20 protein-coding genes are annotated in these 17,956 nt (G+C 72.2%); 7 read left to right on the top strand and 13 right to left on the bottom strand.

All coding sequences use genetic code 11. The features are described 5' to 3' along the window. Window positions 1-10: 10 nt before the first annotated feature. Window positions 11-937: a GNAT family N-acetyltransferase gene (locus ACIBI5_RS42015; protein ID WP_397255500.1), complete on the bottom strand. Its 927-nt coding sequence runs from the start codon at window positions 935-937 to the stop codon at window positions 11-13. Between the two features lie 53 nt (window positions 938-990). Between ACIBI5_RS42015 and ACIBI5_RS42010 the strand changes: the two genes are divergently transcribed. Further along, on the top strand, window positions 991-1,512 hold the full coding sequence (locus tag ACIBI5_RS42010) for a hypothetical protein (protein WP_397095864.1): 522 nt from the start codon (window positions 991-993) through the stop codon (window positions 1,510-1,512). Between the two features lie 245 nt (window positions 1,513-1,757). Here ACIBI5_RS42010 and ACIBI5_RS42005 read toward each other — a convergent pair whose 3' ends face one another. Beyond that, a complete protein-coding gene (locus ACIBI5_RS42005) occupies window positions 1,758-2,543 on the bottom strand; it encodes a class I SAM-dependent methyltransferase (RefSeq protein ID WP_397255498.1) in 786 nt (261 codons plus the stop codon). A 112-nt stretch (window positions 2,544-2,655) separates the two neighbouring features. Between ACIBI5_RS42005 and def the strand changes: the two genes are divergently transcribed. After that, entirely contained in the window at window positions 2,656-3,177 is a 522-nt protein-coding gene (gene def / locus ACIBI5_RS42000; RefSeq protein ID WP_379623203.1) for a peptide deformylase, read from the top strand. A gap of 6 nt (window positions 3,178-3,183) precedes the next feature. Here the strand turns inward: def and ACIBI5_RS41995 are convergent, their stop codons facing one another. From ACIBI5_RS41995 to ACIBI5_RS41965, 7 genes are all read right to left on the bottom strand, one after another. Continuing rightward, a complete protein-coding gene (locus ACIBI5_RS41995) occupies window positions 3,184-3,783 on the bottom strand; it encodes an SAM-dependent methyltransferase (RefSeq protein ID WP_397255496.1) in 600 nt (199 codons plus the stop codon). 80 nt (window positions 3,784-3,863) lie between these two features. After that, complete coding sequence (locus ACIBI5_RS41990) at window positions 3,864-5,336, bottom strand: APC family permease (protein ID WP_397255494.1); 1,473 nt, start codon at window positions 5,334-5,336, stop codon at window positions 3,864-3,866. Window positions 5,337-5,735: 399 nt separating this feature from the next. Further along, window positions 5,736-6,374 (bottom strand): GPP34 family phosphoprotein, encoded by a 639-nt coding sequence (locus ACIBI5_RS41985; RefSeq protein ID WP_397255492.1) that lies wholly within the window; start codon window positions 6,372-6,374, stop codon window positions 5,736-5,738. A gap of 125 nt (window positions 6,375-6,499) precedes the next feature. Next, on the bottom strand, window positions 6,500-6,844 hold the full coding sequence (locus tag ACIBI5_RS41980) for an MmcQ/YjbR family DNA-binding protein (RefSeq protein WP_397255491.1): 345 nt from the start codon (window positions 6,842-6,844) through the stop codon (window positions 6,500-6,502). Between the two features lie 298 nt (window positions 6,845-7,142). Continuing rightward, on the bottom strand, window positions 7,143-8,138 hold the full coding sequence (locus ACIBI5_RS41975; RefSeq protein WP_397255490.1) for a hypothetical protein: 996 nt from the start codon (window positions 8,136-8,138) through the stop codon (window positions 7,143-7,145). 437 nt (window positions 8,139-8,575) lie between these two features. Continuing rightward, the gene (locus ACIBI5_RS41970) at window positions 8,576-11,137 is read right to left on the bottom strand and encodes an ATP-dependent Clp protease ATP-binding subunit (RefSeq protein ID WP_397255489.1); all 2,562 of its coding nucleotides are present in this window, start codon (window positions 11,135-11,137) and stop codon (window positions 8,576-8,578) included. A gap of 289 nt (window positions 11,138-11,426) precedes the next feature. Continuing rightward, window positions 11,427-12,074, bottom strand: coding sequence for an NAD(P)H-binding protein (locus ACIBI5_RS41965; RefSeq protein WP_397255488.1), 648 nt, complete (start codon window positions 12,072-12,074; stop codon window positions 11,427-11,429). Window positions 12,075-12,153: 79 nt separating this feature from the next. On the opposite strand from ACIBI5_RS41965, the gene gndA reads away from it, so the two are divergent. Both gndA and ACIBI5_RS41955 read left to right on the top strand, forming a co-directional pair. Next, window positions 12,154-13,584 carry an NADP-dependent phosphogluconate dehydrogenase gene (gene gndA / locus ACIBI5_RS41960; RefSeq protein ID WP_397255487.1) on the top strand — a complete coding sequence of 477 codons (1,431 nt, stop codon included), beginning with the start codon at window positions 12,154-12,156 and terminating at the stop codon, window positions 13,582-13,584. Between the two features lie 86 nt (window positions 13,585-13,670). Continuing rightward, window positions 13,671-14,081, top strand: coding sequence for a hypothetical protein (locus ACIBI5_RS41955; RefSeq protein ID WP_397255486.1), 411 nt, complete (start codon window positions 13,671-13,673; stop codon window positions 14,079-14,081). On the opposite strand, the gene ACIBI5_RS41950 is transcribed toward ACIBI5_RS41955, so the two are convergent. From ACIBI5_RS41950 to ACIBI5_RS41940, 3 genes are read right to left on the bottom strand one after another with little or no spacing between them, the layout of a single operon-like run. Continuing rightward, window positions 14,041-14,808 carry a thioesterase family protein gene (locus ACIBI5_RS41950; protein WP_397255485.1) on the bottom strand — a complete coding sequence of 256 codons (768 nt, stop codon included), beginning with the start codon at window positions 14,806-14,808 and terminating at the stop codon, window positions 14,041-14,043. The genes ACIBI5_RS41955 and ACIBI5_RS41950 overlap by 41 nt on opposite strands. A gap of 11 nt (window positions 14,809-14,819) precedes the next feature. After that, window positions 14,820-15,224 carry an SRPBCC family protein gene (locus ACIBI5_RS41945; RefSeq protein ID WP_397255484.1) on the bottom strand — a complete coding sequence of 135 codons (405 nt, stop codon included), beginning with the start codon at window positions 15,222-15,224 and terminating at the stop codon, window positions 14,820-14,822. Between the two features lie 3 nt (window positions 15,225-15,227). Beyond that, window positions 15,228-15,575, bottom strand: coding sequence for a VOC family protein (locus ACIBI5_RS41940; protein ID WP_397255483.1), 348 nt, complete (start codon window positions 15,573-15,575; stop codon window positions 15,228-15,230). Window positions 15,576-15,658: 83 nt separating this feature from the next. On the opposite strand from ACIBI5_RS41940, the gene ACIBI5_RS41935 reads away from it, so the two are divergent. From ACIBI5_RS41935 to ACIBI5_RS41925, 3 genes are all read left to right on the top strand, one after another. Then, complete coding sequence (locus tag ACIBI5_RS41935; protein WP_397255482.1) at window positions 15,659-16,456, top strand: helix-turn-helix domain-containing protein; 798 nt, start codon at window positions 15,659-15,661, stop codon at window positions 16,454-16,456. Continuing rightward, window positions 16,453-16,860 (top strand): SRPBCC domain-containing protein, encoded by a 408-nt coding sequence (locus tag ACIBI5_RS41930; protein WP_397255481.1) that lies wholly within the window; start codon window positions 16,453-16,455, stop codon window positions 16,858-16,860. Before ACIBI5_RS41935 ends, ACIBI5_RS41930 begins: the two co-directional genes overlap by 4 nt. A gap of 253 nt (window positions 16,861-17,113) precedes the next feature. After that, window positions 17,114-17,545 (top strand): type II toxin-antitoxin system PemK/MazF family toxin, encoded by a 432-nt coding sequence (locus ACIBI5_RS41925; RefSeq protein ID WP_397255480.1) that lies wholly within the window; start codon window positions 17,114-17,116, stop codon window positions 17,543-17,545. Between the two features lie 7 nt (window positions 17,546-17,552). Here the strand turns inward: ACIBI5_RS41925 and ACIBI5_RS41920 are convergent, their stop codons facing one another. Continuing rightward, window positions 17,553-17,930 carry a cupin domain-containing protein gene (locus ACIBI5_RS41920; RefSeq protein ID WP_397255479.1) on the bottom strand — a complete coding sequence of 126 codons (378 nt, stop codon included), beginning with the start codon at window positions 17,928-17,930 and terminating at the stop codon, window positions 17,553-17,555. Between the last annotated feature and the right edge of the window lie 26 nt (window positions 17,931-17,956).

Raw genomic sequence — 17,956 nt, 5'->3', positions numbered from 1 at the left:
TTTTGTCAGATTATTCGGCCGATGACAGGACGAGGCGGATCGAGTAGTTCCGATACCCGAGCCGCTCGAACGAACGCGCCATCGGCACGTTCCCCAGATCCGTGTCCGCCGCGATCCGCCGCGCGCCCCGCCCGGCCAGGAACCTGGTGATCTCCGCCAGCAGGTCGTCGCCGTAGCCGTGACCGCGGTGCTCGGGCACCACGCCCAGGTAGCCGACGACCGGCCCGCCGTTGTTGGCCGACGGCAGCGCGACGCCGACCAGGTCGCCGTCCGGAGCGTGGGCCAGCATCCACCACGAGCGCTCGCCCGGCATCGACTTGTAGTCCTCGACGTCCTGCCTGGCCTGCTCGATCGGGTCCATGGTGGCCAGCGCCTCGCGCGTCTCGTGGTCCAGCGTGCCCTCGGCGACCCGCCGGAACGCCTCGGCGAACACCTCGTCGTCCTCCTCGGCCCTGAACACCAGCCTGCCGGAGGCCGCGGGCAGCGGGTCGGCAGAGGTCCACTCGTAGCGCAGCCGCTCCAGCTCGAACGTCAGCCCGGCGCGGGCCGCCGCCTCCTGCCGCCAGGCGATGGCCGCGGCGACGGCGGGACGCTCGCGCCAGCCGTTCGGGAGGAAGACGTGGTAGGCGGGCCGCGTGCCGTACACCTCGTGGGCGTGGGAGAGCAGGTCGGCGGCGAGCGCCACGCGGTCCTCCACGGAGGGGTCGACGTAGACGCAGTCGAGCGCCATCGGCCTGTCGCTGCCGGCGAAGCTCCACCAGACGGCGCGGGCCATGACACGCCCGTCCCGCTCGGCGATCCAGATGCGGTCGTGCCGGTACTGCCCGTCGGCCAGAAAGCCGGTCAGCCGGTCGGGGTCGGCCCAGCTGATGCCGTCATCGACGGTGCAGGCGAGCAGGCGGCCGAGATCAGACTCGACCGAGGGGCGAAAGAGCACACTTCCTCCACAACTTCCAGGTCGGGGGACTCTAGCAAGTAGAGTCTTCGACGATGAACCACACGATCTCGCCCACTCCCGGCGCCCTGCTCGGCGACGACGCCTACGCCTGCTCGTGCGGCGCCTCGTTCGCCGGCCGGATGCCCGCCGAGCTCCACGCCGCCGAGAACGACCGGTGCACCGGCTGCCTCGGCTCCGGCGAGGAGACGATGGCGCCCGGCGTCACCCGGCCCTGCACCAACTGCGCGGGCAGCGGGGGACGCAGGGAGCAGATCATCTGGCAGCTGGCGCACTCCGAGGCGGAACAGCTGATCACGATGAGCACGGTGCGGGGGGTGATCGCCGGGTTCGACGGGCCGTTCCGGCTGTCGGAGATCGCCGACATGATCCGCTCGGGCCTCGACCTGCCGGTGGGCCGCCTCCCGGTGGGGCCGCGGGTACGTGACCTGCTCCTGGAGCTCCAGTCCATCGGCGAGATCACCATGATCTCCGCCCCCGACGAGCTCCTCGACGGCACCGACGTCGTCCTCTACCGCGATCCCAGCTGGCAGCGTACGCCCACGCTCGGCATCTGACCCCCTTCTTTCACGTGACGGCTCCCGCCGGCTTTCCCGGACTCGCCGTCGCGGGCTGAGGTCTGTCGAGCGCCGGTCGTGAGGGCTCACGGGGCGCTCGCCGTGACGACTCCGCTGTTGGCCGGCCTTCGGGTCATCGGCCCTCGGCCCACCACCATTCGGCGGGCCACAGGGGCGGTGGTGCCGTCCTCTGAGCGCACGGGGGTCGCACCGCCCCTGCCTCCGGTGCCTCCGGGCGTGCCTTCTCAGGCGCGGGCGAGGAGTTCGCCGTGGAGGATGGAGAACCAGCCGTCCTCGTCGGCCGCCCAGGTGCGCCAGCCCTCCGACAGCCGCGCCAGGCCGGGCGCGGTGGCGAGGCCGGTCGAGGTGGCCTGGTGGGCCAGCGCGGAGGAGACGACGCGTTCGGCCCACATGCCGCCCCACCACTCCCGGTCCTGTGGCGTCGAGAAGCACCACGTGGACGAGGTGGCCGTCACGTCGGAGAAGCCCGCCCGCCTGGCCCACGACCGCAGACGGCGGCCGGCGTCGGGTTCGCCGCCGTTGGCTCGGGCGGCGCGCTGGTAGAGGTTCATCCACTCGTCGAGCTCCGGCGGCTCCGGGTACCACGCGAACGCCGCGTAGTCGCTCTCGCGCACGGCCACGATCCCGCCCGGCTTGGTGACGCGCCGCATCTCGCGCAGCGCCCCCACGGGGTCGGCCACGTGCTGGAGCACCTGGTGCGCGTGCGTCACGCAGAAGGTGCCGTCGGGGAACGGCAGCGCGTGCACGTCGGCCACGGCGAAGTCGATGTTGCCCGCTCCCCTGGCCGCCGCCTCGTCGCGCGAGAGCTGGAGCGCCTCGTCGGTGACCTCGGCGGCGGTGACGCGGGCGACGCGCGTGGCCAGGTCGGCGGTGATGGTGCCGGGTCCCGCGCCGACGTCCAGCAGGCTCATGTGCGGCTGGAGGTGGGGCAGGAGGTACCCGGCCGAGTTCTCGGCGGTGCGCCAGCGGTGGGAGCGCAGGACGGACTCGTGGTGGCCATGTGTGTACATGAGAGTCACCCTAGCCGGGATCTCAGAGTTTGGAATAATGGGTCTCACATAACAAGACCAGCGGTGCCGTACACTTGTTGCGAATCTTTCGCATCTAGGGAGGGCGTCCGTCGTGGGAGAGGTCCGTCCGATCGTGTACGTCGGGGATCCGGTGCTGCACACCCCCTGCGAGCCGGTCACCCGGTTCGACGAGGCACTGGCCGCGCTGGTCGACGACATGTTCGCCAGCATGTACGCCGCCAAGGGCGTGGGCCTGGCCGCCAACCAGATCGGCGTCGGCCTGCGCGTCTTCATCTACGACTGCCCCGACGCCGACGGCGAGCGCCAGGTGGGCGTGGTCGTCAACCCCACGCTCGAACTCCCGCCGGTCGGCGAGCGCAACCTCGACCCGGGCGACGAGGGCTGCCTGTCGGTGCCCGGCCAGTACGCGCCGCTGCCCCGCGCCGACGTCGCCACCGTCCACGGCCAGGACCTCACCGGCGCCCCCGTCACCGTCGAAGGCACCGGCCTGATGGCCCGCTGCCTGCAGCACGAGAGCGACCACCTCGACGGTCACCTCTACATCGACCGCCTCCCGGCCAAGCGCCGCAAGCAGGTGCTCAAGGCCTACGAGGAGTCGCTGACCACCACCTGAGCCGGGTCAGAAGGTGAACATCCGCAGGCCCGGCTCCAGCGGCCGGGGCTGCCCGGTGTAGCGGTGGACGCCGACCGTGAAGTCCTCCCGGGTGAGCCCTTCCAGCTCGAAGCCCTCCTCGGCGAACCACGAGCACACCCGCGGTCCCAGGTCGGGCTCGCGGCGGTGGCGGGTCCAGATCACGGTGGCGCCGGGTGCGCACAACATCGGCAGGCAGCCGATCGTGCGGCGCACGTCCGCGTCGCTGACGTTGCCGAAGACGCCGCAGACCAGGACCAGGTCAGCGGGGACGGCTCCGGCGTAGGCGTCGGTGAGGGCGGCGTCGGCCGCGACGACCTCGACGCCTTCCGGGGCGGACTGCCGCGCCAGCCGTACATTGCGCTCGTCGAGCTCCACCAGGCGGGCGCTCACCCCCGCGCGCCCGGGGTGGGCGGCGAGGACGGGCAGCAGGTCGCGGCCCTGGCCCGCGCAGAGGCTGACCACGGTACGCGCGCCGGCGTCGAGCACGTCGGAGATCGCCGCGCGCACCACCCTCAGCCTGCGCCACAACGGAGAACCTGGGGCGTCGTAGCCGGTGTGCCAGCCGTGCCAGTCGGGTTCCTCCATGATCGCCATGCTACGCCGCCGGACCGGGCCGGGACCCGAGGCCCCGGCCCGCCCGCACCGTCAGGGCGCCGGGCGCGCGTTCACCGGGCCGCCTCGTGCGCGGTGACGGCCTTGGCGCCGAGGCCGACCCGGGCGTAGACCGCGGGCTGCCGGGCACGCAGCACCAGCGCCCAGACCACGCCCAAGGCCATCCCCGCCACGTACACCAGCGGCAGGATCCAGGTCAGCGGGTCGCCCGGCGGCACACCGAGCAGCGCGTCGATGTTCGTCCAGCCGAGCCACACCATCACCGCCAGCAGGATCGCCGCCGGCACCGGCGTGACGAGCCTGCGCAGCGCGCTCACCCCGCTCGGCTCACGCACGAAGAACACGATGATCGCGATCGAGGTGGTGAAGATCAGCAGCAGGACTCCGAACCCGCCGAACGCGCCGCCGTAGAAGAAGAGCTGGACCAGCGGGTTGAGGTCGAGCACCGCGTAGACGACGATCACCACGAGGCCCAGCACGCTCTGGGCGATCGAGCCCGCCTGCGGGGCGCCGCTGCGCGGGCGGGTGCGGCCGAAGACGGCGGGCAGCACGCGCTCGCGGCCCAGCGCGAAGAAGTAGCGGGCGGTCGTGTTGTGGAAGGAGATCATCGCGGCGAACACGCTGGTGACGAACAGGACGCGGGCGATGTCCACGACCAGCGAGCCCAGGTGCGAACCCGCCAGGACGAAGATCGTCTCGGCGCCGTCCCTGGTGGCCGTGGCCACGATGTTGCCCGGTCCGGTGGCCACCGTCATGGCCCAGGCCGACAGGGCGTACAGGCAGGCGATGATGACGATCGAGGAGTAGGTGGCGAGGGGTACGGTGCGGCGCGGGTCGCGGCTCTCCTCGGAGAACACCACCGACGACTCGAACCCGACGAACCCCAGCGTCGCGATCACCAGCAGCGCCCCCACGCCCGGCACGAACAGCGCGCCCGGCGACAACGTCTCCAGCGACAGGCCGCCGGGGGCCGGGTTGGCCAGGTCGGCGAAGTCGAACAGCAGGATGACGGCCACTTCCAGCGTCAGCAGGATGGCCAGGAGGCGGCCGTTCACATCGACGCGCATGACGCCGAGCACCGCGACCAGCGCCCAGACGATCAGCGACAGCACCCACCAGGGCGGCGCCGTCCCGAACCACCGCTCGACGATGGGTGTGGCGGCCGCGCCGAACGCGCCGTAGAGGCCGACCTGGAGGGAGTTGTACGCGATCAGCGCCACCCAGGCCGAGGCGATGCCGGCGGGACGGCCGAGGCCGCGGCTGACGTAGGTGTAGAAGGCGCCGGCGTTGGCCATGTGGCGGGCCATCGCCACGTAACCGATCGCGAACAACGCCAGCACCAGTCCGACCACCAGGAACGCGACCGGGAGACCGGTGATCTTCGTCACGCTGTAGCCGGTGGTCATCACGCCGGCCACGACGGTGAGCGGGGCGGCGGCCGAGAGGACGAAGTAGACGACCGAGGGGGCGCCGAGCCGATCGGCGGCCAGAGCGCGGGTGATCGGGTCCGGCTGGGGGGTTTCCATCGGCATCCTTTCTGTGGAGGGGTTGGGATGCTGCTGGTCAGTGGGGGGCGTCCCGCCGGCCCGGGTGGAGGCGTTCCCTGAGGCCCGGCACACCTACTGAAGGTCGGCGACCCGGGGCCGCCCGGGAGACCACAGCCCAGGGTCAACCCACCGGCCACGGGCAACTCACGGCTCAGGGGTGACTCACGGCTTGGCGGCGGTCCGGCGCTTCTCGGCGATCCGAGGCTCTGTGGCGACCTGAGGCTTTGCGGTGACCCGAGGCTTTGCGGTGGCCTGAGGATTCGGGGTAATCGGGGAGTTCGCGGTAAGCCGGGGCCTTCGGGGGACCCGGGGCCCCGGGGAGGGCGGGGGCGCCGGGGAGAGCCGGGTGGGCGGTGAGCGGACATGGGGCGGGGCCGGTCAGGTGCGGTAGGTCAGGACGGCGTCGCCGACGGCGGCGTGGACGTGACGGGCCAGGTCGGTCAGTTGGGGCGGCAGCGCGGCCAGGACGGTGGTCAGATGACGCCGGGCGGTCTTCCGCTCGGCTGGGTCCTCCACCACGACGTCCGTCATCCCGCAGGCTTCCACCAGCGAGGCCAGCGCCATGTCGTGCGGGTCGAGCGGCTGCCATCGGGTGAGCGCCATGTGGAGACGCGTTCTGGGCCACGCGGCCGGACCGAAATCGGTGGCGAAAAAACGGCCCGGCTTGCGCCGCCATAATTTCGGCGCTTCACGTTCCAGGAATCCGGCCAGGATCATTCTCCCGGACACGTCGTCGACCGCCCGCTGCGACAGGTACACGAGCCAGGTCCGCAGATCCGTGTGCTGCGGCATGCTGCCCATGTCGGCGAGCACCCGGTCGGCCACGACCTCCTGCACCGGCCGCGGATCGACCAGCCGCACCGTGGACCCGCGCACCCCGACCCGCCCGGCCAGCACGAGCTCGGCGATGAGCGCCCCGGCCAGCCCCAGTTCGACTCCCTGGACATGCAGCCGGGGACGCCCCGTGCTCGTGGTGTCCCAGCCGACCAGGAAGAGCTCGTCGGCTAGCGCCCGCATGATTCACCCTTTGTGGAAGCCCGATATTCGATACCGCTCACATGACCAGAGCGAAATATCTATCAGACGGATGATCGCCGGGCTAGTCCCATTTAATTAGGTGCAACGCGTTTTAGAATGATATTTCATTGCGCCGCGAGATATTCCGCATACACCTTTTTCGGCACGGTCATCCGCCAGGCCTCCACGACCAGCTCCCGCATCTCGTCCACCTCCAGCGCCGCCATCCGGGCCTGGACCCACTGATAGCGCAGGTCACCCTGGGACGGCATGAGAAACTTCTCCGGCTCCGCCGCCACCAGCGCCTCCCGCTCCTCCTTCGGGAACCCGAACCCCATGATCGTCTCGTCCCTGGAGAAGGCGACATAGACGATGCTGCCCACCCGGAACTTGACCCGGTCCCGGATGAGATGCTCCGACGAGCGCGGCAACCGCGACGCCACCTGCCGCACGTCCTCAACAGTGATCACGGCCCGACCCTAACCCGGCCCACCGACAATTCCCGGCCGTCGCCTCGTCTCACGCGCTGGACGCCCGGGGCAACGCCCTGACCGGGGAACCGGCCCACGGGGCGGCGTCGCGGCGAGTACGCCGTGAGCCCTCACGAGCGGCGCTCGACGGGCGCCCGCCGGGGTCGGCGGTGCGGGGTGGGGGGCGGTAGCCGTAACTCATGGGGCCCGCGGACGCTCAGGAGACGTCAACGCCCGCAGGAGGTCAGGAGACGTCAACGCCCGCAGGAGGTCAGGAGACGTCAACGCCCGCAGGAGGTCAGGAGACGCTCCGATACAGGTCGGCGGCGAGTTTGTTGATGCGCTTCACCGACGCGTCCCAGGTGCCGGCGGCCGGGTGGGCGGTCAGCAGGGCCATGATCAGGCGGTCGTCCTTGCCGAGCAGGCCGGTGGTGTGGAGCACGGGGTGGCCGTAGTCGGGGACGGTGGTGCCGCGCGCGTTGGCCGCCAGGACGCTGATGGGGCCGCCCCCGATCGGCGCCCCGGCGGAGGCGGGGATGATCTCGGCCGCCGCGGTGGTGTTCGCGCACCGGACCGGAGGCGTCAGGCCGAACCCCGACCACCCCTGCTTCACCGCCCACGGACGCGGGATCGCGCCGGGGATGCCGAACGACTGGTCGAAGCCGTCGGTCCCGCACCGCGTGGACTTGCGCAGGTGGCCGACGACGAGGTCGCGCACGCGCGGGTCGGCGGTGTCGAGGAGGTAGCGGTAGGTCTTGACGATGTCGTACGCGCTCAGCGACACGTACCCCCAGAAACCGGGCTTCGAGGCGGGCGGCGGCGTGGTGTCGGACAGGCGCAGCTTGCGGGCCATCCGAGTGATGATCGCGCCCTTGCCGCCCCGGTTCCAGAACGAGGTGGCGGCGCCGTCGTCGCTGGACCGCAGCATGATCCGCAGCAGCCGCGCATCGCCCGCCTGGACGCTCTTGTGGGTCTCCAGGAAGTCGATCGCGATGAGGATCTTGCTCACCGAGGCCGACCGGAACTTCCTGCGCGCGTTCTGGTGAACAACGATCTTCCCCGTGGTCCGGTCGAACACGACATACCCCGCGGTGGTGCCCGCGGGCACCTTGGGCCGCTTCGCCGCAGGCGTCTTGGAGGTGGTCACGTTCGAACGCTCCGTGCCGCCGGCGGTGCCGGATCCGAGCGGGTGCGCACTGCTCTGCGCGCTCGACGACGACCCGGCGGCTCCGGCCGCACATCCGGCCACCAGGGGTACGGCTGCCGCGAGCGCGGCCAAGGGCTTGATTCGCACCCGACCATAACTACCAGATCCACCCACACCCCACCGGCCGCCCGGCCATTCCCCCACCCCGCCAAGCCACCGCCCACACCCCCGCCCGATCCCACCGCGACCGGCCGGGGCCGCGGTCCAGAACCACGGGGCAGGACCCACAGGAGCAGCCCACCGAGTCCCCGGCCAGGGCGGCGAAGCAAGCCGCCCGACCTGCCCCGAGCGCGGCACAACGGACCCGAAGCGCCCACACCCTGGGACACGGTGGCGAGCCGCCGTCGCGCGGCACGAGGACCCTCCGGCGCCTTCGGGCGCAGTGGCCGGGCGAGCCGCCGGCGCCTTGGGGGCAGCGGTCAGGCGTCGGCGCCTTGGGGGCAGTGGTCAGGCGTCGGCGCGGCACGGCTCGACGGACCCGGAGCCCGCCGGCGCCTTGGGACAGGGTGGCGGGTCCGGTGGGTCTAGCTGGAGGATTCCCCGCTTTGTTCAGGGACCTCTTCGGAGGTGGCGGCTGGTTCTGGGGTGGTGGCCCGGAGCACGAGACGGTCGTCGGTGCCGGCGTCCACCCTGACCGTGCCGCCCTCCCCCACCTCGCCGGTCAGCACCATCGTGGACAGGCGGTTGTCCAGTTCCCTCTGGACCGTGCGGCGGAGCGGGCGGGCGCCGAACTCCGGCTGGTAGCCCTTCTCGGCCAGCCAGTCCTTGGCCGCGTCGGTGACCTCCATGCCGATGTCCTGGCCCTTCAGGCGCTGGCGGGTCTTCTCCAGCAGGAGGTCCACGATCTGCCGCAGTTCCTCCTTCTCCAGGCGCTTGAAGATGATCGTCTCGTCGATCCGGTTGAGGAGCTCGGGGCGGAGCGAGTGGCGCAGCAGGTCCATGAGGCGTTCTTCCAGCTCGGCCTCGTCGCCGGTGGAGTCGAGGATGAGCTGGGCGCCGATGTTGCTGGTCATGATGACGATCGTGTTGGTGAATTCGACGGTACGGCCCTGCCCGTCGGTGAGCCGGCCGTCGTCGAGCATCTGGAGCAGGATGTTCATGACGTCGGGGTGGGCCTTCTCGATCTCGTCGAGCAGGATCACGCCGTGGGGGCGGCGGCGCACGGCCTCGGTCAGCTGCCCGGCCTCCTCGTAGCCGACGTATCCGGGCGGGGCGCCGATCAGCCGGGAGACGGTGTGGCGCTCCTGGAACTCGCTCATGTCGATGCGGACCATGTGGTCCTCGCCGCCGAACAGCGCGTCGGCCAGGGCGCGGGCCAGTTCGGTCTTGCCCACGCCGGTCGGTCCGAGGAACAGGAAGCTGCCGATCGGGCGGTTCGGGTCCGACAGGCCGGCGCGGGCGCGGCGAACGGCTTCCGCGATCGCGACCACGGCCTCGTCCTGGCCGATGACACGCTGGTGGAGGTGTTCTTCCAGGCGCATGAGCCTGTCGCGTTCCTGCTCGGTCAGCTGGGCCACCGGGATGCCGGTGCGCCGGGAGACGACCTGGGCGATGTCGGCGACCGACACCTCGGGGACGCTGTCGTCGCCGTGTCGGGCGTTCTCCAGCTCGGGACGGAGCTTGTCGATCTCGCGGGTCAGCTCCTTGGCGCGGTCGAAGTCGTCGCTGGAGACGGCCTGGTCCTTGTCCCGGTGGAGGCTGTCGAGGCGCTCCTCCAGCTCGCGTACGTCGGCGCCGGGGGTGCGGGCGCGCAGCCGTACCCTGGCGGCGGACTGGTCCATGAGGTCGATCGCCTTGTCCGGCAGGAACCGGTCGGAGATGTAGCGGTCGGAGAGCGTGGCGGCGGCGTCCAGCGCCTCGTCGGTGATGCGGACCTGGTGGTGGGCCTCGTAGGCGTCGCGCAGGCCGGCGAGGATCTCCACCGTCTGCTCGACCGTCGGCTCCGGGACGAGGATCGGCTGGAAGCGGCGTTCGAGCGCCGCGTCCTTCTCGATGTTCTTGCGGTACTCGTCGATCGTGGTGGCGGCGATGACGTGGAGCTCGCCGCGGGCCAGGGCTGGCTTGAGGATGTTGGCCGCGTCCATGCCGCCCTCGGCGGAGCCGGCGCCGACCAGGGTGTGGACCTCGTCGATGAAGACGATGGTCTCGTCGGCGTGCTCGCGTACCTCGTCGATGACCTTCTTGATCCGCTCCTCGAACTCGCCGCGGTACTTGGAGCCGGCGACCATGCCCGTCAGGTCGAGGGCGATGACGCGGCGGTCCTTGAGGGTGTCGGGGACGCTGCCGTTGACGATGCGCTGGGCGATGCCCTCCACGATCGCGGTCTTGCCGACGCCCGGCTCGCCGATGAGGACCGGATTGTTCTTGGTACGGCGCGAGAGCACCTCGATGGCCTGCTCGATCTCGTCCTCACGGCCGACCACCGGGTCGATCTTGCCCTGCCTGGCCTCCTCGGTGAGGTCGCGGCCGTATTCGTCGAGGGCGGGCGTCTCGCCGGAGCCTTGGGTCGCGCCTTCGGTACGGCGGCCGGGCTGGGCGGCGCCGGACATGAGGGCCTGCTGCAGTTCGTTGGCGGAGGCGCCCTGCTCGGCCAGCAGGCGGGCGGCGCTGGAGTCGGGGTTGGCGGCCAGGGCGAGCAGCAGGTGCTCGGGGCCGATGTAGGAGGAACCCAGTGCTCTGGACACGCGCTGCGCGTCGAGAATGGCCCGCTTCGCGGCCGGGCTCAACGTGTCGGGCGGCTGACCGGCAGCTCCGGCTCCGGTGAGGGCGGCGATGCGGTCGTGCAGGCGGTCGGCGTCCACGCCCGAGGTCTGCAGCAGCGCGCGGCCGGGGTCGTCCTGGGTGGCGGCGTCGAGCAGGTCGAGCACGTCCAGGTCATGGGCGCCGCGGCGGGCGGCGATCTCCAGGGCGCTGGTCAGCATGTCGCGGGCCGACTGGCTGAGGAGCTTGCCCACGTCCACGCGCTGGACGCTGGGACGGGAGGGCGGCCACGCGTCCATCCCGCCGAAGACCCGGCCTGTGAGCTCCTCGAATCCGCGGAACGGATCCCTGCCAAAGAACGACCCGAACGGCGATGCTTCCGACATGACCTCTCCCCTCTCCGGAGAGGCCCATTACCGGAAACCCGGACAAACAACCCCAGGTTTCCGCAAAGTTCCCAACCCGCCCACCACCCCGAAGCCACCCGGGGCGGTCAACCCCCAGGAGGTGCGCCGCCGAGGGTCAACGCGTGAGGGTGCGGTCAGGCAGGGGGCAACGCGCGGAGGAGACGCGGGACGTGGATGGGCGGACCCGCGTGGGGGACGACGCGTGGGGGTGCGAGTGTGAGGGGCGTGCGGAGAGCAACGCGCGGCGGGTGGGTGGGGGTGGGGAGGGTCAGTGGGTGTAGCGGGCGCAGGCTTCCTGGATGGGAGTCGGGCCGGAGATCAGTTCCAGCACGTCTCCCACCCCCGCCCCGGTACGCAGCAGTTCCGCCACCACCGCGGCCACGTCGGCACGCGGCACGGACCCGCCCGGCACCGACGGCTCCAGCAGGACCGAGCCCGTCCCGCCCGTGTCGGTCAGGCGGCCGGGGCGCAGGATGGTCCAGTCCAGGTCGCGGCCGCGCAGGTCGTCCTCGGCCGCCGTCTTGGCGGTGATGTAGGCGGCCCACACCTCACCCCGTGACAGGTCGGGCGGTGAGCCCGCCCCCATCGAGGAGATCTGCACGATCCGCCGCACGCCCGCCCGCTCGCAGGCCTCGGCCAGCAGGACTGCGGCGCCCCGGTCCACGGTGTCCTTGCGGGCCGCCCCGCTGTTCGGCCCGGCCCCGGCGGCGAAGACGGCCGCCCGCGCACCTGCCAAAAGCGCGGCCACCTCGTCCACCGGCGCGTGCTCCAGGTCGCACACGAGGGCGGAGCCGCCCGCGGCCTCCACGTCGGCGACGTGGCCGGGATTGCGGACCAGCCCGACCGCGTCCTTGCCCATCAGCGCCGCGAGCCGCAGCGCGATCTGACCGTGTCCACCCGCGATGATGGTTCGCATACGCCTCATGGTTGCATGGGGAATATCCCTCCGAACCCCCGGGCTTGATCCTGCGTATCACCGGCAAAGGAGCCTGAACATGGATTTGGCAGACATCGGCGTCACGGGCCTCGCGGTCATGGGCCGGAACCTGGCCCGCAACCTGGCCAGGAACGGGTACGCGGTGGCGGTGCACAACCGGACGGCCAGCCGTACCGACGACCTCGTGAACGAGTTCGGCGGCGAGGGGACGTTCCTTCCCGCGCACGACGTGGCGGGTTTCGTCGCGTCGCTGAAGCGGCCGCGGCGCGCGATCATCATGGTGAAGGCCGGAGCGGGCACCGACGCGGTGATCGAGGAGCTGGCCGGGCACATGGAGCCGGGCGACATGATCGTCGACGGGGGCAACGCGCACTTCGCCGACACCCGGCGCCGTGAGGCGGCGCTGCGCGAGCGCGGCATCCACTTCGTCGGCACCGGCATCTCCGGCGGCGAGGAGGGCGCGCTGAACGGCCCGTCGATCATGCCGGGCGGTTCCGTGGAGTCGTGGGAGGCGCTCGGGCCGATCCTGCAGGACATCTCGGCCAAGGTGGACGGCGTGCCGTGCGCGGTGCACGTGGGCCCCGACGGCGCCGGGCATTTCGTGAAGATGGTGCACAACGGCATCGAGTACTCGGACATGCAGCTCATCGCCGAGTCCTACGACCTGCTGCGCCAGGCTCTCGGCGCGACCCCCGCCGAGCTGGCCGAGGTCTTCCGCGAGTGGAACAAGGGCGAGCTGGAGTCGTACCTCATCGAGATCACCGCCGACGTGCTCGATCAGGTGGACGAGGCGACCGGCAAGCCGTTCGTGGACGTGGTGGTGGACCAGGCCGAGCAGAAGGGCACCGGCCGCTGGACCGTGCAGAGCGCCCTGGATCTCGGCGTGCCCGTGACCGGCATCGCCGAGGCGGTCTTCGCCCGCGCGCTGTCCGGCCACCCGGAGCAGCGCGCCGCCGCCCGCTCGCTCGAGGGTCCGTCGCTGTCGGGCGTGGGGGGCCGCGAGCTCATCGAGGACGTACGGCAGGCGCTGCTGGCCTCCAAGATCGTCGCCTACGCGCAGGGCTTCGACCAGATCGCCGCCGCCGCCAAGGAGTACGGCTGGAACGTCGACCCCGGCGCCATGGCCACCATCTGGCGCGGCGGCTGCATCATCAGGGCCCGCTTCCTCAACCGGATCCGCGCCGCCTACGACGCCGACCCGGACCTGGCGACGCTGCTGGCCGCCCCCGAGTTCGCCGCGGTGCTCAACGCCGCGCAGGACGCGTGGCGGCGCGTGGTCACGACCGCGGTGCGCATCGGCGTCCCGACCCCGGGCTTCTCCTCCGCGCTTGCCTACTACGACGGGCTGCGCCGCGACCGGCTGCCCGCCGCGCTGGTCCAGGGCCTGCGCGACTACTTCGGCGCGCACACCTACCACCGGGTGGACCGCGAGGGCGCCTTCCACACCGACTGGTCGGGCGACCGCGGGGAGCGCGCCACCGGCTCCTGACCCGCAGGCGCCGGACGGGCGAAGAACCGCTGAACATCCGCTGACATCGCTTGCCCCCGGCGCCCGCTTCGACTGGGCTTTGCGCCATGGACGTGGCGGGTCCGGGTGCCGGCGGCCCCGTCACCGTGTTCGCCGACTCGGGGGCGGCGGACGGCGGCGCGACCTGGACCGGCCGGCCGATCGAGGTGGACGTTCCCGGCGGCGGACGGGGCGTCGTGGTGACGGGCAAGCCGGTCCGTCATCGCGGGGCCTGGCCGCTGCCGTGTTCCGAGCGCGCGGGAGCGGGCGTGCTGCGCTCGTCCGACCTGCGCACGTGGCGGCGCGGAGGGCCGGCCGTGCCGCCACGCGGGATCCTCGTCGGGGAACCGCGGGTGGAGCGCGCCCACGCCGCGCACCGGGCCGACGGCGCCGCCCGCCTCGAGTGGAGCCTGGTGACCGCGACGATCGGCAGCCAACCTAGCCCGCGCCCAGCGGCACCGGGTTGGCCACGGCGGTGACCACGCAGTAGCCGATCGGCCCGTCCGCGTCGTGCAGGACGCAGTCGCCGGTGCCGATCCCGTCGGCGCTGAGGTGCCCCGCGGCCTGCATGCCGATCAGCTCGCCGGCCGGCTCGCGGGCGAGGGTGAGCGTGAAGTCGGCGTTGATGAACTGCACGCCGAGCGTCCCCGACCCGCTCAGCGGGCTGGCGAAGTCGGCCGCCAGCCCCGCCCGCGTGAACGGGCTGAGCTCCTCCTGCCCCACCAGCGGCCGGTTCTCGCGCATCCACACGCGCCGCGGTCCGGCGGTGTCCCACGCGGTCAGCCGCCACAGGTCGAAGGGTGGCCGCCAGTCCAGCTCGGCGGGCGGGCGCGAGGGCGGCCGCTCGCCCCACGCCGGTGTGTCGTTGCGCTCGCCGCCGGGCTGCTCACCCTCTCTCAGCAGTACGGCGGAGGCCCGCCCGATCACGCCCTGCCCGGTGCTGAGGGTGGCGTCGGCGACCCGGATCCGGCGCCCGTCCCTGACCCGGACGGTCTCCACCCGCACGGGCAGCAGCGGGCTGTTCTTGAACAGGTCGACCGTGAGCCGGGCGAAGCGCAGCCCGTCCGAGCGGTGCTCCAGCTCCAGGCAGCGGGCGGCCAGCCCGCCGAGCAGGCGGCCGTGGAGCATGTCGGGGGACCAGGGGCTGTGGGCGTGGGGGGCGGGCAGGAACTCCCCGCCCTTCAGCTCGAAGAAGGCTTGGGACACAGAACGGGATTCTAGTCGAGGGCCTTCCCATGGGCCCGGATGAGGGCCGCCAGCCCGCGTTCCATGAAGGCCCGCACGACCGGCTCCCGGTCGGCCGGCAGGAAGTCGGCCTGCCAGGCGAACGTGCACCGCCCCTCGCCCGCCTCCACGACCTGCGAGATCGCGTGATGGTGGACGAGTGCGAGCGGGCTGTCCACGATCGCGTAGGCGACCCGGCGGTCCGCCTCGTCGACGTCGACGATCAGCTCCGTGGCCACCGCCCCGTTGTCGAAGGTGATGACCCTGCGCTCGCCGTCGCGCTCGCTCTTCACCACGAAGCCGGGCGCGAGCCGCGGCAGGTCGTGGACGTCCCGCAGCGCCGCCCACACCGTCGCGGCGGGAGCGCCGACCACGGCCGAGATCCGTATGGAGGCCATGGGTCAGCCCGCCATGACGCAGAACGGGTGCCCCTCGGGGTCGGTGAGCACCGTCCAGTCGCCGCCGCCCGGCTGCTCCTCCGGCAGGCCGGCACCCAGCGCCACCAGGTCCTTGACCGCCGCGTCGAGGTCGGCGACGGCGAAGTCGAGGTGGACGTGATGGCCCGGCCCCGGCCAGACCGGGACCTGGTATCCCGCCACGCGCTGGAAGGACACCGCCATCGCGCCGCCTTTCAGCGTGGCGAAGTCGGCGTCGTCCGAGGTGACCGGCCAGCCGGTGGCCTTGGAGTAGAAGGCGGCGAGCGCGACGGGGTCGCCGCTGTTGATGACGATGGAGATCATGTCGTTCATGGCTGCCAGCCTGCCGCCTGGGGCTCCGGGCGGTCTTGAACATCCTTGCGGAATTGTCGTACTCGCCGCGTAACGTTCCCGGCATGCGTTCAAGCGTCCGCCTGGGCTCGGGGCCCGGATTCACCCTCGACGCGGTGACCTGTGTCGACGACCACCGCCGCTGGGGCGCGGCCGAGGTCAGTTCCGACTTCCGGGTGGTGCTGGCGCGCCGGGGGCGCTTCCGCCGCATGGCCGACGGGCGGGCCGCCGACGTGGATCCGGCGATGGCGTATGTGGGCAAGCCAGGCGAAGAGGAGCATTTCGCGCATCCGGCCGGGGGTGATGAGTGCACGTCGCTGTGCGTCTCGGCGCGGCTGTGGGAGGAGCTGACGGACGGGCGGGAGGTGCGTTCCGCCGTGTACGTGGACGGCGGGCTCGACCTGGCCCACCGCCGCCTGCTGGCCGCCGCGCGCACGGGCGACGTGCCGTACGCGCTGACCGAGGCCCTGCTCGCCCTGCTCGGCGCCACCCTGCGCGACTCCGCCACGCCGGGCGCGGGCGCGGCGGAGGCGATCGTCGCGCGCGCGAGGGAGGCGATCGACGCCTTCCATCCGGCCGCCGCCGGGCTCCTTCCCCTGGCGGAGCTGCTGGGCGTGTCGCCGTTCCGGCTGAGCCGGGCCTTCACCGGCGCCGTCGGCGTCTCCCTCACCCACTACCGCAACCGCGTGCGGGTGGGCCGCGCCCTCGACCGGCTGGAGCAGGGCGAGACCAGCCTGGCCGCGCTCGCCGCCGACCTGGGCTTCGCCGACCAGGCGCACCTGACCCGCACCGTACGCCGCCACCTCGGCCACACGCCCACCGCGCTGCGCCGCCAGCTCGCCCCGGAGAGGACCCTCGCATGATCGTCGACGAGTCGCTCCTCATCCCGGCCCCGCCCGAGCGCGTGTGGCGCGCCCTGACCGACGCGCTCGACCGCGCCGAGTGGTGGGGCTACATCGACCTCGACGTCACCCCGGGCGGCAAGGTCGAGGAGCGCTGGAGCGACGACTCCGGCCACCCGATGCTCACCCAGGGTGTGGTGACGGAGGTGGAAGAGGGCCGGATGTTCCGCTTCACCTGGTCCGACACCGACCGTCCTGTCGCGACCGCCGTCGAGATCACCCTGACCGCGGCCGAGGCGGGGACGGTGGTCCGGGTGCTGGAGGCCGGCTGGGACAACCTCCCCGACGGACCCGCCACCGCCGCCGACCACCGCGCCGGCTGGCGCGTCCACCTCTCCAACCTGCGCCGCCATCTCTCCCCCTGAGCGTCGGTGCGGTCTCCGCGCCGCGGGCCTCTGACGAGAGACGGGCCTCTGACGCGTTACGGCGGGCCGCCCCCACCCCCACCCGCCGCACCTGGCGGGCGACCTTCCAGGAAACGGCCGTCCACCGTGCGGGGCGGCCCGCCGTGACGACCGCGCCCTTGGCCCGCGACGGGGAAACCTCATGCGCTCGATCAGGACCCCGGAGTGGCGGGGTGGTGGCCTTTCGGGGGGTTGGGGTCGTAAGCTCCGTCGCGTGCGTGATCCAGGAGAGGACCCGCGTCCGGCGCGGGGCGCGGTGCGGGAGATCTACACGGTGGACCGGGCCGCGAGCCTGGCCTACTCCCCCGACCTGGACGGCCTGGCCGATCCCGGGGAGGTCGTCTGGGCCTGGGTGCCCTACGAGGAGGACCCGTCGCGGGGCAAGGACCGTCCGCTGCTGATCGTGGGCAGGACCGGGCGCAGGCTGCTCGGGCTGATGGTGTCCAGCCGCGGGGACGACGGGCCCGAATGGTTCCCGATCGGCGCCTGGAACCGCGACGGCAAGCCGTCCTTCCTGCGCATGGACCGGGTCTTCGTGCTGGACGAGGATGACATCAGGCGGGAGGGCGCGGTGCTGGACGGCGAGCGGTTCGCCCGCGTCGCCGCCCTGCTCAAGCGCACCCACGGCTGGGCCGCCGACGGTTAGGGACCGGTCAGGCCTGGCGCCATTCGGCGATCGTGCCCGCCTCGTGCAGGCAGTAGCCGGGGGCGCCTTCCAGCGCCTTCTCCTCGCCGCCCGGGGTGTAGGTGACGATGAGCCGCAGCGGGCGCCACGTGCTGTTGAACGTCGAGTGGTAGGCGCCCGCCGGGATGTGGACGGTGTCACCCTCCTTGATCGGGAACGGCTCGCCGTCGCCGACCATCTGCGTGGCCTCGCCGGAGATCACGTAGATCACCTCCTCGGCGTTCGGGTGGTTGTGACGGGCGTGGCCCTTGCCCGGGTTGACGATCACCTCGCCGAGCGTGGAGCCGGCGCCGGGGATGAGCGACGGCGTGACGAACCACTTGATCGACCCCCAGTCGAACGTCATCGTCGTCACCCTGTCCGGACTTACCA

The organism is Nonomuraea sp. NPDC050540, from assembly GCF_044457485.1.
In the GTDB taxonomy this organism is placed as follows: Bacteria; Actinomycetota; Actinomycetes; order Streptosporangiales; family Streptosporangiaceae; genus Nonomuraea.
Note: the sequence above shows the minus strand (reverse complement) of the source record. Positions and strands in the feature narration are given on the sequence as shown.